General features: G+C 32.8%; 15 protein-coding genes. 11 read left to right on the top strand and 4 right to left on the bottom strand.

Going from position 1 to position 13365, the window contains the following annotated elements; translation table 11 throughout:
- The first annotated feature begins 240 nt into the window (after window positions 1–240).
- Window positions 241–1005 carry a hypothetical protein gene (locus BLA33_RS05330; protein WP_075226671.1) on the top strand — a complete coding sequence of 255 codons (765 nt, stop codon included), beginning with the start codon at window positions 241–243 and terminating at the stop codon, window positions 1003–1005.
- A 37-nt stretch (window positions 1006–1042) separates the two neighbouring features.
- On the opposite strand, the gene bdr is transcribed toward BLA33_RS05330, so the two are convergent.
- From bdr to BLA33_RS05310, 4 genes are all read right to left on the bottom strand, one after another.
- Window positions 1043–1678 (bottom strand): Bdr family repetitive protein, encoded by a 636-nt coding sequence (gene bdr, locus BLA33_RS05325; protein WP_012622108.1) that lies wholly within the window; start codon window positions 1676–1678, stop codon window positions 1043–1045.
- 58 nt (window positions 1679–1736) lie between these two features.
- Complete coding sequence (locus tag BLA33_RS05320; protein ID WP_078172020.1) at window positions 1737–2273, bottom strand: DUF226 domain-containing protein; 537 nt, start codon at window positions 2271–2273, stop codon at window positions 1737–1739.
- 141 nt (window positions 2274–2414) lie between these two features.
- Complete coding sequence (locus BLA33_RS05315; protein WP_012622113.1) at window positions 2415–2822, bottom strand: hypothetical protein; 408 nt, start codon at window positions 2820–2822, stop codon at window positions 2415–2417.
- Between the two features lie 29 nt (window positions 2823–2851).
- A complete protein-coding gene (locus BLA33_RS05310) occupies window positions 2852–4294 on the bottom strand; it encodes a plasmid maintenance protein (RefSeq protein WP_075226670.1) in 1443 nt (480 codons plus the stop codon).
- 375 nt (window positions 4295–4669) lie between these two features.
- On the opposite strand from BLA33_RS05310, the gene BLA33_RS05305 reads away from it, so the two are divergent.
- The 10 genes from BLA33_RS05305 (at window position 4670) to BLA33_RS05260 (ending at window position 13335) form a co-directional block, all read left to right on the top strand.
- A complete protein-coding gene (locus BLA33_RS05305) occupies window positions 4670–5086 on the top strand; it encodes a hypothetical protein (protein WP_012622101.1) in 417 nt (138 codons plus the stop codon).
- Window positions 5079–5705: a DUF261 family protein gene (locus BLA33_RS05300; protein ID WP_233436613.1), complete on the top strand. Its 627-nt coding sequence runs from the start codon at window positions 5079–5081 to the stop codon at window positions 5703–5705. The genes BLA33_RS05305 and BLA33_RS05300 overlap by 8 nt, the downstream gene beginning before the upstream one ends.
- A gap of 67 nt (window positions 5706–5772) precedes the next feature.
- Complete coding sequence (locus BLA33_RS05295) at window positions 5773–6144, top strand: hypothetical protein (protein ID WP_012622109.1); 372 nt, start codon at window positions 5773–5775, stop codon at window positions 6142–6144.
- Window positions 6145–6146: 2 nt separating this feature from the next.
- The gene (locus BLA33_RS05290) at window positions 6147–6533 is read left to right on the top strand and encodes a BBA14 family lipoprotein (protein WP_012622112.1); all 387 of its coding nucleotides are present in this window, start codon (window positions 6147–6149) and stop codon (window positions 6531–6533) included.
- Window positions 6534–6574: 41 nt separating this feature from the next.
- Window positions 6575–9193, top strand: coding sequence for a right-handed parallel beta-helix repeat-containing protein (locus BLA33_RS05285; protein WP_233436616.1), 2619 nt, complete (start codon window positions 6575–6577; stop codon window positions 9191–9193).
- Window positions 9194–9976 carry a hypothetical protein gene (locus BLA33_RS05280; protein WP_012622107.1) on the top strand — a complete coding sequence of 261 codons (783 nt, stop codon included), beginning with the start codon at window positions 9194–9196 and terminating at the stop codon, window positions 9974–9976.
- A 9-nt stretch (window positions 9977–9985) separates the two neighbouring features.
- A complete protein-coding gene (locus tag BLA33_RS05275) occupies window positions 9986–10759 on the top strand; it encodes a hypothetical protein (protein WP_012622116.1) in 774 nt (257 codons plus the stop codon).
- 10 nt (window positions 10760–10769) lie between these two features.
- A complete protein-coding gene (locus tag BLA33_RS05270; RefSeq protein ID WP_029346848.1) occupies window positions 10770–11108 on the top strand; it encodes a hypothetical protein in 339 nt (112 codons plus the stop codon).
- The gene (locus BLA33_RS05265) at window positions 11105–12295 is read left to right on the top strand and encodes a PBSX family phage terminase large subunit (protein ID WP_029346847.1); all 1191 of its coding nucleotides are present in this window, start codon (window positions 11105–11107) and stop codon (window positions 12293–12295) included. The genes BLA33_RS05270 and BLA33_RS05265 overlap by 4 nt, the downstream gene beginning before the upstream one ends.
- A gap of 11 nt (window positions 12296–12306) precedes the next feature.
- A complete protein-coding gene (locus BLA33_RS05260) occupies window positions 12307–13335 on the top strand; it encodes an anti-CBASS protein Acb1 family protein (RefSeq protein ID WP_012622111.1) in 1029 nt (342 codons plus the stop codon).
- Window positions 13336–13365: the final 30 nt, after the last annotated feature.

The following is a 13365-nucleotide window of genomic DNA, read 5'->3' as shown; positions in this document are numbered from 1 at the left end:
TTAATCTTTAGAGTGGAAATATCTATACTAATTAAAAATTATATATATAATTTTTAATTAGTATAGATATTTCCACTCTAAAGATTAACCTAAATAGCCAAAACTATACCCACCAAGCAGCAAAACTTTAACCCAAAATAATAAAACTTTAACTAGAATTTTTTAAAATGATAAAACTTTAACCCGAAATAATAAAACTTTAATTTTTGCAATTTTTAAATAAAAGTGTATAATGTTTGTATGTCTTTATTCAAGTTCTTTTTTAAAAGAAAATCTGTTAAACAGAAAAATTTTTACAGAATAAATCCGGATGAATTTATTCTAATTAGCAAACATCTTATCAATTCTACTAGCACTACTCACCAATTACTTGGAATTATTATGGCTTCTGGAATTTCATTAGCTCATCTAAAAAATCAAAATATCAAAACTCCTTACAATTTCAAATCCGATATACTTTCTTATGCATTGGATAACGGTTTACAAATTGAAACATATTCTCTAATTTGCTCTAATGAAATTTCCAGATGTATTGAAAATTTAGACAAAAATAGATTACTATCTATTGATGCACGTAGAATTAATTATGTGGCAAACAATATATTTGGTTTTGGGATTACTGCTAAACAACTGAAAATTATTTACTCTTTGATTGCAAAGTCAAAAGAAACTCTAAACGAAATTACATATAACTCTAACTCACAAAACTTTTTGTTAGTTAAAACACCTTGTATATTAAATCTATCACAAAAACTCAATTACATTAAATCATTTGCACCTCTAAAGCTCAATCAAAGCAATCTAAATCATTATCTAAACAGTTCTACTGGAACCAAACTTACAATTATTAATCTGATTTCGAATTTTTTCACTGAAAAGGAATCTTGCAAAAATTTGCATAATCTAAAATTATACATTAATGCTAAATTAAGAAAATTAGGCATTTACAAAAATACTTGTAAATTACAAAAACGAATTATATCTAAAATCTTTTTAATTAATTAATATTTTAAATTAATCGGAGTGGAAAATTCTTTGCAAGCTAATTCAAATGGCTGCCAATCAGAGACACAACATAAGGAACTAGAATAGATATCGCAATAGGAATTACTACTATTGCCGCAATGGTTATTATTCTATTACTCACCTTAAATTTTTCTAATAATAATTGATTATTGGTTTCAATTTTTTCTAATAATAATTGATTATTGGTTTCAATTTTTTCTAATAATAATTGATTATTGGTTTGCATCTCTTTTTTAAGATTTTGCTCCAAATTAGACATGTCTTTTTGCAAATTCTTTTCTACAGTATCAATCTTAGCATCTAAGTTAGCTATGTCTTTTTGTAAATTCTTTTCTACAGTATCAATCTTTGTATTGAGTTCATTTTTAACAGTATCAATCTTAGCATCTAAGTTAGCTATGTCTTTTTGTAAATTCTTTTCTACAGTATCAATCTTTGTATTGAGTTCATTTTTAACAGTATCAATCTTGAACTCAAGATTTTCTAACTTTATTCCAAATTGTTTTTCTAAATTTTCTAAATCTCTATACGTAAGCTTATTGTGGTAATATCTTTTAGATAAATCTTGTGCTATTAGTTGCTCCATTCCTAGTCTAAGGAACTCTTTATATATTTGTTCTTCAGTAATATTGATTGTTGATACTAATTCCATAATTTCTCACTTACTAAGTGTAGTATAGCACAAATTACAGCCAAATAATAGCAAATTTTCAAAACTTACGAAATCGACTGCTTACACGCAGATGGGGTGGGGGATTGATCAGATTACCAATTTGAGCTAGCCTTTCTTCCCTTTTTTGCTTGATTTTTGCAACCCAATTAGTAATAATTCCTTCGGGCTGTAAATCTTTGGAGTAAAACTTGAACACTTCTTGTTCTAACTTCAAAATTTTCTTATACAATTTTCTAATAGACCGAATATTCCGGCCGTCAACGAAATAAGATATAGTATGAACATACATAAACACACTTCCCGTTTTAAACCTAAATTCAAGGTAATAAGCCTTATTGAAGGTTTTGAAATTTTTTTTAGAAAATCTACAAACAGACGCATAATCGGTGAAAAACCTATTTCCCTTGATTCTTTTGTATCCATAAAAAATCCCGTAAAACACATCACCCTCTTTAACCGGGTACAAGTAAACCGCCTTTTTCTCTTTGTTCAACGTATTGGCAAAGAAAATTGCAAACATTTTTTTGCTGGCTCTCCAAGCCCACAAAACATTCATCAATCTTGTATGATACATAACCTTACCCTCCAAAATCTCTTTTTTAAAAAAAGTATGATTATGAAAAGGTATTTGATTTTTAGTAGTTACAACAACCTTTTTTTTAGTTGGTGTTTTTACTGGGCTTTTTACTACCCTTTTTATCCTAAAATTAATACATCACTCCTTTCTAACTTCCACCTTGCCCCTTGACTCCCGATCCGGGAACTGCCGCACAACACCAGGAGCCTTCTGCAACCTACCAAGAAATATATCTTTGTAATCTTTGAAAATTTTGGCTAATATCTTCTTAAGACTAGCATATCTTTTTGCCTTACAAATATATTCAAGACCATCTACCTTCTCAATAGTAAATCCCAGTTTGGCGTTGTATTTCTTCTGAATCCACTCATCCAAGAACTTGCAAACGTACTCGTAGTCCAAATCTTCTGGTTTCAAATGGGGAAAATTGGTAATGGTTTTGTCCTTAGCTTTGTTTTGAATTTCCGTGCTCATGTAAACATGCCAAATTTTGTCCCTTCTAAAGTAAAGTAGTCTTCTTACTAAATGTTTCATTCTTATTTTCATTTTACCTCCTAAAGCCAAATAGGCTCAAATTACTCTTTTTTACTAATTCCCAAACTATCAAGTGTAAGGCCTTTGAGAGACTTGAACCCCGAAGAATCCTTAACAATGCCTTTTGTATTTTCTCTTTCGTAAATTCTTCTATGAGGCAGCTGTTGCGACTGCTGAAGCTGCGGCGGCGCGCCCCTATTTACATTATATTGCTGTTGATTCACCGCCGAATTTGGTATTTGTTTATCAGACTGAACTTGGTTATTCTTCGATCTCTCTAAACGCTCTCTACTACGATTTTCTCTCTCTTTAGCTTCTATTGCAAGCACTTTTTTCACATAATCATTAAGCTCAACCTTTTTACTTACAAATTCTGTGAATCGATCTTTCCAAATTAGATAATAATCACTAATAACCCCATCATTACGCTTCATCATCATCCAAATCTTATAACGATATTCAGAAAATTGTTCTAAGAAATGCTCGAGTATATACTTTACTTTGACATCTTGATGATCATCTAGAACCGTTTCCAAATTATTAAGCGCATTTTTGTAAGTTGATTCATTATTACTAAGATCTTTTACTCTGTAAAGGAAATCTTTTGGAATGTCTCTTTGAATAAGTCGAGACTCTACGTCTTTTTTTCCAAAATTAATATTGTTTTTTAGAATTTTTGATTTAGTATAAGAATTCTTTGAATTCTTATACTTAATATTACTTATATTAGCTTTATTAATAACAGGCGGCGACTCATGAGGCGACATAGTATTGACACGACTTTTACTGTGTTGACTGTGTAAAGTAATGTCACATGATTGTTCAAAAGTCCCATAGGAATTTTTTTCTGAAACCTTGTTGTCAACAAACCTAAAGGATGTGGTATTCTTAGTATGATTTTGAAATTTGTTTTGGATATTTTGGAATTTAGAAACTTTGAACACCGCATTTTGAATGTTCCAGTCGAAGTCGCCTACTATTTTTTTGTTTGCAAGTTTTTCTTCAAGTAAAGATACGAAATATTCCCAAATTATTTCTTTGTGGCAGGCTACAAATTGCATGTTTTGAATATAATGTGCAACACTTCCATGACCGGTTTTGTGTTTTCCAAATTTTCGGAGTACGGTTTGAATTAGGCCAAGATCATTTAGAATCTTAATGTCTCGCTGGACAGTACGATTACAAACAACTCTTTTTCCATCTTTTTCTAGAAGTTTTGCTACAATTCTGTAAATGTCACAAGCCGAATAACACTCAATCCCGAATGTTTTTTTGTAGTCTTTATTTTTAACACTGATTGCCCAGTAGACTTTCAGCATCCTTTTGTATGGGTTTACGCACATTTTTTTGATCAAAGACTCGACGTAGGATACTTTTACAGTATCCGTACAAGTCTTTTTATGATTATTTTCCACTAACTTAATAAGCAAGTTTTGTGAATTGGATTTGTCTAAATTAGCTTTTTCTAATAAAATATTTTTCATGATTGTATTATGAAAACCGATTCATCACTAGTGATGAAAGGGTGAAAGTCTGGTTGCACTTGCGACTAGACTTTTCTTTTCTTTCTTCATATATAATAAAGTCAAAATCCTGTGGAGGTAATTTTATGAAAAATCCTCTTACGAAAATATTGTACAACAAATTTTGGTTTTTTCAAAAAAAAAACAAAATAATTTGATTTTTAACAAAAAAGTTATACAATTTACAAAATCTAATACTGTGAAAGCACTATTAGATAATTTGGACTCAATAGTCTGAATTAGCTAAGTCATGTTTTATTTATTTTGTACACGCGTGCAAAGTGGGTGAAATATGATTTTTTTTTGTAAAAAAAATTGAAATCTGATGGAGGGTATATGGCAAAACTAAAGAAAGTAAATATTGTAAGCAGTATCATAGCCATGCTAATAATATCAATTTCTGGAATTGGTACATACGCTTTTAAAGGACTTCTAGCAGACATCAAAACTCAAGCAGCTAAGGTCGTCAAGGCTGAAGTTTTCAAAGAACTTGAGAATTACTACAAAGCTGTTAAGAAAGAAGTTTTCAAAGAACTTGAGAATTATTATAGCGCTAAAATTAAAACCGAATTCGAAGAAATGAAAAATTCAGTAAAAGAAGATCTAAAAAGAACTACGGATTTCATCAACACTGTAAACAAAGAAAACTTAGCACAAGAAATTAGAAATATTCTCGTAAAAGAAAAAATTAAAGTAGAAGAAATTCTAAGAGAACAACTAAGATCAATGAAATTGGAAAAGCTAAATGAATAACAAAATGTTTTTAAGTATATATAATTTTTTATATAATCTTTTGAAAGATTATTTCATAAAAAAGTACAAATCAGAATTACTAGAAAGTGCAGAGCAATTCAAAAAGTTCAACAAAGTGACTTTCAAGGAAGTCGAAATTTACAGACTTGCGGTGCCTTTGCAAATGAAATTCAAAGAACAAAACGAAATTATCTCTAAATTTGGGTGTTATTTCCTTTGCATTTTGTTTGTTGGCTTTGTAGTAAAAGAAATCAAAAACAACGTCGAAAAATGTTTAGATTGCTTTGAGATTGATTTACTTTTCAAGGGACTTGTAAGTAAAGGCTGTCTAAGGGGTGACAATGCGTTTGTAAATTCTCCAAACGCAATATTTGCAAACTTAGGTATTGACGAAGATATCTACTTTGATGAAAAACATTATCCGAATTCTTACGTGCCTTTAGAATCGGATATTTTGATTGCAAAGTACAAAGACGAAAGTTCTAATTTTTACCATTTTGTAATTGTGGCAAACGACAGAAAAACCGTAATTTGGGATTCACTTGGCAATTCTAAGGCCGTTTCTAACGGGTACATAGATTCGCTAAGAGTTTTCACAAAATTCAAAACAAAGCAATAGTACAGCGCGTAAAAAACAGACTAGAATTCTACAATGCAAAATTTAGAAACAATTTGGAGGTAGCGTAATGAACGCAGTAAAAAATATTCATGAGCTGCTAGACGCAGTGGATGTAAAAAATACACTCCTAAAAGGGTTTGAAAGCTCTTTTGGTAGAGAAAAATTAGACATAGTGAACGAAGGAATGGCCTTCACAAGCTCACTTTTAAGGTTAGTGTTTTTTTTAAAAGACAAAATCGAAAAAAGCAATGAGGACAAAGCTGCTGTTGAGCAAATTGACAAGCGACTAAAAGACACCATTGAGCTTTCAATACAAGCTTGTGAGGCTTACAGAAATTCTGGAGGTAGCTTTTGCGAATACAGAAAACTCATCAAGCTTCGAGACGAAGTTACAAAAAAAATGCTAAATAATTTACAAAACCAAGTTAAGGGGAATTAACAATGCAAAAATTTAAAACAAAAATTAATTTCATAGGTATTTTTTGGGTACTCTTACTACTACTTTCTTGTGAATCAATACCATCGATTCCTAAAAACCCAACATTAATAAATAAAGAAGATATTTCAAGCTTAATTGCTGATGAGGCGGAACTTTTTAGATACGCAACTTCTTTGAATGTTTGGCTTTTGTCTGTAAAAGCCTATGTTAACAAGTACTACGCTGGTGAAAAGTTCCCCATTTTTGAAAATTTTAATCCTGTGGTTGACGACGAAAATGAACCCGATGACACCAATATCTTAAAAAATCGAATCGCATACTATAAACGATACATAGAAAAAACTGAACCTATTGTATTCGATTGCTACAAAAAATATAGCAGAAGGTAAGGTACGGTAAATTGCAAGATCAAGTGGATGTAGTTCAAGAAATTAATTTGAAAAGTCCGGAAATTGCTGACGAAAATTCAGAAAACGAAACTGCAGAAATATCAAGCCCCAAAGAAGATACAACAGAAGATTGTACTTCTTTGGGGCTTGACATTGTATTCTACACGGACGAGGGTCAAATTTTTGAACTTACCCCTTTTGTTGACACTACAAGCATTGTTCTAGAAGAAAAAATAGTTGATCCAAGCCTAAAAACAGCAGCAAGCACGTTCAGCTTTAGTGTAAGCGGCCTATCAGAAGAATTTTTGAATTTCTTATTCTTCAGAAACGAAGACATTTTCGTAAAAGTAAATGATAAGAATAACCCCGTTTTTAGGGGAATTCTAGAAAAATTTTTCAGCAGAGATCTGTTCAATAGCACCAAAAGTGTATCATTCACAGTTAACGACTACTCTAGCCTACTAAAGATTGCGTTCGAAAATCCAGTTCAATTCCCAATCAATTTTTCACCAGACTGGCTTTTTGTATACAATCCTTTGGCAAAAGAGCTCTCACTTGTCCACCTAATAATAGAAAAAACTAAACTAAAAGACCTTATTGATGATGATGCTAGCGAAGCAATACTTGACAAAGTCCCCGCTGTAATCATTGATTCTGGAGAAGATGTAGAAACTATTTTGCAAGCCTTGTTGTATGAATTCGGATACGCATACACTTTCTCTTCAGTCGGCAAACTACAAATACTTCCAATTTGGAAAAGCGAAGTTATTACTAAAGAAATTGAAATTTGTACTGTGGATGCTGAAAGTTATGTTATGTCAAAAAGTAGCTCCAGTAGCTACGATTCAACTAAAGTTATTTGGAGAGAGGGCAAATTCCAAAGAAAAGAAGAAGCAATGTCCAAAAAACGACCACTGTACTCGGCCCCAATCAATGTTGCTGGTAATGATGGCAAACTTTACGTTGCAGTTCTTCAAAAAGGCGTAGTGTACCCCGACTTTGCAGACAAAATCGGAAGCAGTGTTTTCCAAGAATATGATCCTAGTTGGCTAGACACAGTTTACAAATGGGATTTCAAAAGGCGTGAAGTTTGGCACGACCACTACGCCATAAATGAACATTTAGCAATAATCTCAACTCATAACCTTGAAGCAAGGTTTAGTGCCGACTCCTCCATCAAGCTTGAAAATAAAGAATATTTTCCAACAAAGGCTAAGCTTTGGTTTAGAAACACTTCTAGTAGTCAAGGCTCCAAATATATTTACCACTTTGATATCTACGGAGATGTTTTCTACACAATAGCTCAAAATGTACTCCAAACCGACAATGCTGATGATTTTTACTCTAAAAAGTTTGAATACACAACCAGGTTCATTTTTTCCGAAGAATCCGCAGTAAGACTTTTTGAATTCCTAACAAACTTACGTGTCAAAGGACACACTATTGTTAATTTTAGGTCAATGCAAAATCTAAATATAACCGATTTTGTCAAACTTAGACTTGACAATATTGGGATTGATCATTTTTTCCTTATACTTTCAAAAAAAATTAATAATTTCGATCTAGATATCAAACTTTACGAATACGAAGGAATCACCTGGGGCGACTACACTCATTACGAATACCTTACGACTTCAACTAAAATAGGAATAAGCGACTATTTGTCTGGGGTGCACAAAGTTGTTATTGCACCGTTTAATTATGATGGGCCCGAAACTTACCAATTTAAAGCCTCCGGGTTTAAAGACGAAAATACTTTAAATGTTTCGATTGAATTTGCAAAACAAGCTGGACTTAACAAGATTAAGTTACTTAAAGGCGATTTTTACATTTATGATCAAGTAAAACTAAACAATTTAGAAATTGAAGGCGATGACGAAGTTTTCATAAGAAGCACGGGTTTTTCTAAACATATTTTTGAATCAGAAAAATCATTCAGGCTTTCTGGAGTCAACATATGCCAACAACCAATGAGCGAGCTTTACATTAACGGAGGAGATCTAAATCAAGAAGAACTGGCGCCTTACCTAGAAGACAAAAGCTTTACACAGCCCGCTGTTGTAGTGCTCTGCTCATCATATTCATTGCAAGAAGAGGCCAGATCATCAGTCTATGTTACAGATGCAAGCTTTGTGTACATCAAAAATGTTACATTTACATGCGCATTAAACAAAGCATTGCATTTCAAAAAAACAAAAAAAATTTTACTTGAAGATGTAAATTTTGATTCTACAAATCAAAGCTTCGACATTAAAGATGTTTCCAATCTAACACTAATTAATGTTAGTGCTCAAGGTAGTAAAACTGCAGCGGCTTCAAATGGACTTAATGCAATAATTAGAGAAAGCTCATTTAGCAACAACACCGATGCACTCAGACTTTCTAACTTCTCAAGCTTGAAAATAACTGACACTCAGTTTAGTAAAAACACTGGTACTGCTCTTCACTTGGTAGACATTACCAGTGCAAGACTAAGTAACAACACCTTCACGGAAAATAAAGTTGGAGTTGAAAATCATGCTTTTGATTTAATCGTACGCGATACTTTTTTAAAAAATACACTTGCACTTAATTTGACAAGAAAATCGACTGCTGGGGTACGAACACTTGATCTTAGCACTTACACGGAAAATACTAAAGACAAACAGGAGGCCGCTTAGATGATAAGTGATGAAGATTTCGAAGAAATCAAAAAAAGACTTCAAGCCGACAATATCAAATTTCAATTTGGTGTTGGGACTATGGAAGAAGCAAAAAATTATGTTGGTAAACTTGGTGAGCCTATTGTTGTAAAGGATAAAGAATTATTTGCCATTTGCAATGGTCAAGACACTACTAATAGAAAATATTACCCCCTAAACAAGACTATTAAACCCCCTATTGGCGAAAATTTAGACGAGTATCTCGAACATTTAGTTAACTGGTGTTTAGAAAACACTTACCCCGGATTCTTAACCACAGAATTCGCCAAAGAAGGCTCATTGTCAAGAAGCAAACTGGTAAAAGCTTTTGAAGATACTAAAAAATTTTGTATTCCAGATGGAAGAAGTCTTCCCAATGATTGTTTTGTAAAAGAAAAATTTGGAATATCGTATGCTCCCTATTTGTCGGGTAGATTTTTACGGCACTACGACCCTAGTGGCAGCACCGACTCTTCCGGCTCAAGAAGTTTGGGTGATACACAAAGCGACTCTTTAGAAAAGCACGACCATAAAATCGACACAAGCAACTTAAATGGCCTGAGCGGAACACTTGTACGTAATTACAATTTCATTAGAAGAGATTCTAATTGGTCTAGTGGCTCCACCAGTTTTGTTACCGGTATAAATTATGGCGATAGCATAACATCATGGCGCTACCCTTCTTATACAGAATATACAGGTAGTGATGAGACTAGGCCAAAAAATACCTGCTATATCTCATTCTACAGATACGATTGGTAGGTAAAATCAATGATTACACAAAGCGACTACGTAGAAATCAAAAAAAGACTGCAAAATACCAAAACTCGCATTCAATTTAGAAATGCAGATAAAGCAGACTCGCTAGGATACGAAGGATCTATTGGAGAGCCAATCCTACTAAAAGATAAACTTACTTTTTCAGTATGTGATGGGAAAAGTATTGACAACAGAAAAGAATATGAAATTACTAAAAGTGCACCGAAATTAGATTCACTTAGTGAATATTTAGAGCATATGGTTTTGTTTTTTCTAGAAAAAACACCTGTTGGCGCTTTAACTGCTAAATTTGCACAAGAAGGATCAATTCTTACAAGAAGCAAATTAATTGAAACATTTACAAATACAAACAAGTTTTGCATTCCAGACGGTAGAAGTTTGCCAAGCAATTGCTATGCATCTAAAGTTTTGGGAATATCTTATGCACCCTATTTGTCTGGTCGATTCCTAAGACATTATGACTCAAGCAATTCTAGAAGTTTGGGCGATACACAAAGTGACTCTTTTGCAAAACATAGACATTATATTGATACCAGTAAAATTAATTTCGAGGGTAAGTTGGTATTGGATGTACAATCCATTCAACGTGATAAGGACTGGTATTGGTCTAGTGGCTCCACCAGATTTGTCATCGATGTTGATCATAATACGTGGTACTCCTTTGTAGAATTTTTGTTTCCAAATTCTACGGAGAAAAGCTATGAATACAAAGAAACAAAGCCCAAAAATACCTGCTACATATCTTTTTACAGATACGATCTTTAGGAGAAAGGTTATGAATAATTTAGAAATCCAAGAACTTTTGAAAAAATTAATAGCGGAAAAACTTCCTACAGACAATCAAAATTCAAATGCCGCGAGCAAACAAGCTTTGCTTAGACTGTTTGTCAACAAAATGTTTGAATTTTCAAACAGTAATGTGTTAGCAACAAGTTTACATGCGTTTAGAATGTTTTTTGCAGTCTTTGAAATGAGCGAAGCTGAGGATTTAGTACTAGATATTATTAACAAAGAAAAATTAATTATTGGAAATAATACAAGCACAGGCTTTGTAAAAAGTTGTTCTTATACTGAAGAAGAAATCAACAAAATTATTACCAAGGGTGAGCTATGAGACTAAGGCGACTCCCAATATACGTTAATGCTTACAAAGAAAAACCTAATGCTGAAATTTTCATATACTACTCCAGTAGAGGAACTGGTAAAACTTATGATATTGCAACCGTTAATTTAGAAAGAAAATTTAGTGCTGATGGAGGAGATACACTTGCAATCAGAAAAAAGAAAAACAAAACAACACAATCAATACACAAAGAAATTTTAGAACTTTTGAGTAGATACAACCTAAGAAAATTTTTCAATATAAGCAAAGCAAAAATTGAGAGTAAAAGTTTGATTTTTGGGAAAAAACGAGCCTTTGTTTTCGAAGGAGGACACGACACAAGAGATTTGAAATCTTATGCTCATTTCAAAGACTTGTGGCTAGAAGAAGCCAATCAGTTTAGCTCCGATGACATAGAAATGCTTATCCCTACAATGAGAGAACAAGGAGGCAGAATCTATATGTCAAGCAATCCAGTACCCAAATCACATTGGCTATACAAAAGATATTTGGCAAATCAAGACAATCCTGCTGTTTGTATTATCAAAAGTACTTATCGCGATAACCCATTTTTGAACGGTGGAGATGTTGAAGCTTGGCTTGAAAAACAAAAACTTGCATATCATGGAAATGATATTGGTTTTAGAATTGAAGTTTTGGGAGAAGAGTTTGATTTTGGCACTGCAAGATTAATCAAAAAATTTAATGTTTGTGGACCCGACATTATTTCCAGAGCTAATGGCAGCTACTACACAGGAATACATATCAAAGGAAATAGAATTTGTTTTTTAGAAATTCTTGTTGGAAGAATTTCGCATCTTCCAGTTGTAATTGTTACAAACGCATGCAGCAAAGTGTTACTATCAAAAGCTGATTATCAAGCTGAAATTAACAATTTCAAGGGCACTTTTGTTCTTCCGGCTGCTAGAGAAGAACTCAAATATGTATTTTCTCGTTTTGGTAGAGGCACTTTGCTTGCAAAAAAACGAAATTTGTATTCACTCTCGGATTATTTGATACCGGCTAATCTTAGTGTAGTAAACATACCCGAAACAAATGATGTAATTTCAGAGTTCAACGAAACTGAATATTACTATGATGAATCTAGTGCAGAAGACAGCGAAGTTACAAATTTTGTTATGCAAAAAGATTTGACTTACATCCCGGCATTTCTCAACGCTGCATCTATTTTTCACTAAAGGAATCAAAAATGTTTGGAATGAAATTTTTCAAAAAAAACAAAGAAACTAAACTATTTCCAGTAAGCGAATACACACCACATCAAGACCAATTAAGACTTGCCCACCAAGTAGCCGAAATTTACGCGGGTTTTGCATCTTCCAGAGACATTGAGCACAAAGTTGGTGATGGACTTTCAATATTATTTGATAATAACTTTAGAGCTGTGATCAAAAAAATGGTCTATGCGGCAATCTTATCTGGAGAAAGCCATTTTTACATAGTGGTTCCAGACTCCGATGATCCACAAAAACCACTAAAAAAAGGATTTCCATGCCGTTGCTATAACTTTGGCGAAGTCCTTGATGAAGGTTCTTATTTTCTAAAAAATATCCATGAAAGTAGAATTATCAGCATGAAGTCGTCTTTCCTAAATTTCGAGTCTCTAAAAAAAAGCAGCAATATTATGAATACACTGCTCAATGAAACAGTAGGCTTTTTACGAGTTAACAACTTCACGTTTCTAAAATCAGCAACACTACCATCAGTCAAGGATATGACTGCATATGATCTGGCTGAAGTCAAAAAAAATATTGAGGGGGTTCTTGATAGTAACCACAAAATGATGATACTCGGAAGAGAAGATGATATTGCTAATGTTACAAGATCTGTAAGTCCACTAAAAGATGCTTTTGAAATCATTGTATCAGACATAACACTTCATTCTGGAATTCCAAAAGAAATACTATACCCAATATCTCCGTCTGGAGAAGGCAGTGTTGGCAACTATGATATTTTTTACCTAAACATTGAGCAGATATGCAAACTAATGGTAACACCATTCATCAATGCGGTGCTTTTCAAGTTTGGATTAGAATCGAACTGGTGCTACAAACCAGTTAAGCCAATTAGCCAAAAAGAACAAGCTGAAATTGATGAAAAACACGCAAAAACTTTAGCAACTTACGTAGAACTTTTAAGTAAAGCTAAAGAGATGGAAAATGATGATTTGTATCTAAAAATACAAAACGAAATGAATCAGTATTTGCAAATAATTTAGAAATAAATTTTTTTTAAAAAAGAAGGAGGT

The sequence above is a fragment of the Borreliella garinii genome (assembly GCF_001922545.1).
GTDB lineage: Bacteria > Spirochaetota > Spirochaetia > Borreliales > Borreliaceae > Borreliella > Borreliella garinii.
The sequence above is the reverse complement of the archived record's forward strand: the minus strand, read 5'-3'. Positions and strand labels throughout refer to the sequence as shown.

Excerpts from the sequence above, each read along its gene's own strand:
- BLA33_RS05330 (WP_075226671.1), top strand. The coding sequence starts at position 241 with ATGTCTTTATTCAAGTTCTTTTTTAAAAGAAAATCTGTTAAACAGAAA.
- bdr (WP_012622108.1), bottom strand. The coding sequence starts at position 1,678 with ATGGAATTAGTATCAACAATCAATATTACTGAAGAACAAATATATAAA.
- BLA33_RS05320 (WP_078172020.1), bottom strand. The coding sequence starts at position 2,273 with ATGTATCATACAAGATTGATGAATGTTTTGTGGGCTTGGAGAGCCAGC.
- BLA33_RS05315 (WP_012622113.1), bottom strand. The coding sequence starts at position 2,822 with ATGAAAATAAGAATGAAACATTTAGTAAGAAGACTACTTTACTTTAGA.
- BLA33_RS05310 (WP_075226670.1), bottom strand. The coding sequence starts at position 4,294 with ATGAAAAATATTTTATTAGAAAAAGCTAATTTAGACAAATCCAATTCA.
- BLA33_RS05305 (WP_012622101.1), top strand. The coding sequence starts at position 4,670 with ATGGCAAAACTAAAGAAAGTAAATATTGTAAGCAGTATCATAGCCATG.
- BLA33_RS05300 (WP_233436613.1), top strand. The coding sequence starts at position 5,079 with ATGAATAACAAAATGTTTTTAAGTATATATAATTTTTTATATAATCTT.
- BLA33_RS05295 (WP_012622109.1), top strand. The coding sequence starts at position 5,773 with ATGAACGCAGTAAAAAATATTCATGAGCTGCTAGACGCAGTGGATGTA.
- BLA33_RS05290 (WP_012622112.1), top strand. The coding sequence starts at position 6,147 with ATGCAAAAATTTAAAACAAAAATTAATTTCATAGGTATTTTTTGGGTA.
- BLA33_RS05280 (WP_012622107.1), top strand. The coding sequence starts at position 9,194 with ATGATAAGTGATGAAGATTTCGAAGAAATCAAAAAAAGACTTCAAGCC.
- BLA33_RS05275 (WP_012622116.1), top strand. The coding sequence starts at position 9,986 with ATGATTACACAAAGCGACTACGTAGAAATCAAAAAAAGACTGCAAAAT.
- BLA33_RS05270 (WP_029346848.1), top strand. The coding sequence starts at position 10,770 with ATGAATAATTTAGAAATCCAAGAACTTTTGAAAAAATTAATAGCGGAA.
- BLA33_RS05265 (WP_029346847.1), top strand. The coding sequence starts at position 11,105 with ATGAGACTAAGGCGACTCCCAATATACGTTAATGCTTACAAAGAAAAA.
- BLA33_RS05260 (WP_012622111.1), top strand. The coding sequence starts at position 12,307 with ATGTTTGGAATGAAATTTTTCAAAAAAAACAAAGAAACTAAACTATTT.